This is a genomic window from Neisseria sp. HMSC065C04 (assembly GCF_001815375.1).
Classification (GTDB): Bacteria; Pseudomonadota; Gammaproteobacteria; order Burkholderiales; family Neisseriaceae; genus Neisseria; species Neisseria flavescens_D.
In genome coordinates this window covers 1-1,025 of record NZ_KV820402.1, presented here as the reverse complement: position 1 = coordinate 1,025, position 1,025 = coordinate 1, and the positions used below count along the sequence as shown (strand labels likewise).

1 protein-coding gene is annotated in these 1,025 nt (G+C 49.1%); it reads right to left on the bottom strand.

All coding sequences use genetic code 11. The features are described from left to right. A partial coding sequence (gene tuf / locus HMPREF3022_RS03825; protein ID WP_070765159.1) for an elongation factor Tu occupies nucleotides 1–1,025 on the bottom strand: 1,025 nt, incomplete at both ends.

Sequence of the window (1,025 nt, the reverse complement as noted above, 5' to 3'; positions counted from 1 at the left end):
CTGCACCTACGGTACGACCACCTTCGCGAATCGCAAAGCGCAGACCTTCTTCCATAGCGATAGGCGCAATCAGTTCTACAGTAATGGTTACGTTCTCACCTGGCATTACCATTTCTACGCCTTCTTCCAAAGTAACTGCACCAGTTACGTCAGTAGTACGGAAGTAGAATTGTGGACGGTAGTTAGCGAAGAATGGAGTGTGACGACCACCCTCTTCTTTGCTCAGTACGTACACTTCTGCTTTGAATTTGGTGTGAGGAGTGATAGTACCTGGTTTAGCCAATACTTGACCACGCTCTACGTCTTCACGTTTAGTACCACGCAGCAATACGCCTACGTTGTCACCTGCTTGACCTTCGTCCAGCAGTTTGCGGAACATTTCAACACCGGTACAAGTGGTTTTTTGAGTTTCTTTCAGACCTACGATTTCGATCTCGTCACCAACGTGGATAATACCGCGCTCTACACGACCGGTTACTACTGTACCACGGCCAGAGATAGAGAATACGTCTTCGATAGGCAACAAGAAAGGTTTGTCCACAGCACGCTCAGGTGTTGGGATGTAGCTGTCCAGAGCAGCAGCCAATTCGAAGATTTTTTCTTCGTAACCAGCGTCACCTTCCAAAGCTTTCAGCGCAGAACCTTGTACGATTGGGCAGTCGTCGCCTGGGAAGTCGTAGCTTGACAACAGGTCACGGATTTCCATTTCAACCAGTTCCAACAGCTCGGCATCGTCAACCATGTCGCATTTGTTCATGAATACGATGATGTAGGGCACACCTACTTGGCGAGCCAACAGGATGTGTTCGCGAGTTTGCGGCATAGGACCGTCAGCTGCGGAACATACCAAGATAGCACCGTCCATTTGAGCAGCACCGGTAATCATGTTTTTAACGTAGTCGGCGTGGCCCGGGCAGTCTACGTGTGCGTAGTGACGGGTTTCAGTTTCGTATTCTACGTGTGAGGTATTAATGGTAATACCACGAGCTTTTTCTTCAGGAGCGTTGTCGATTTGGTCGTAAGCT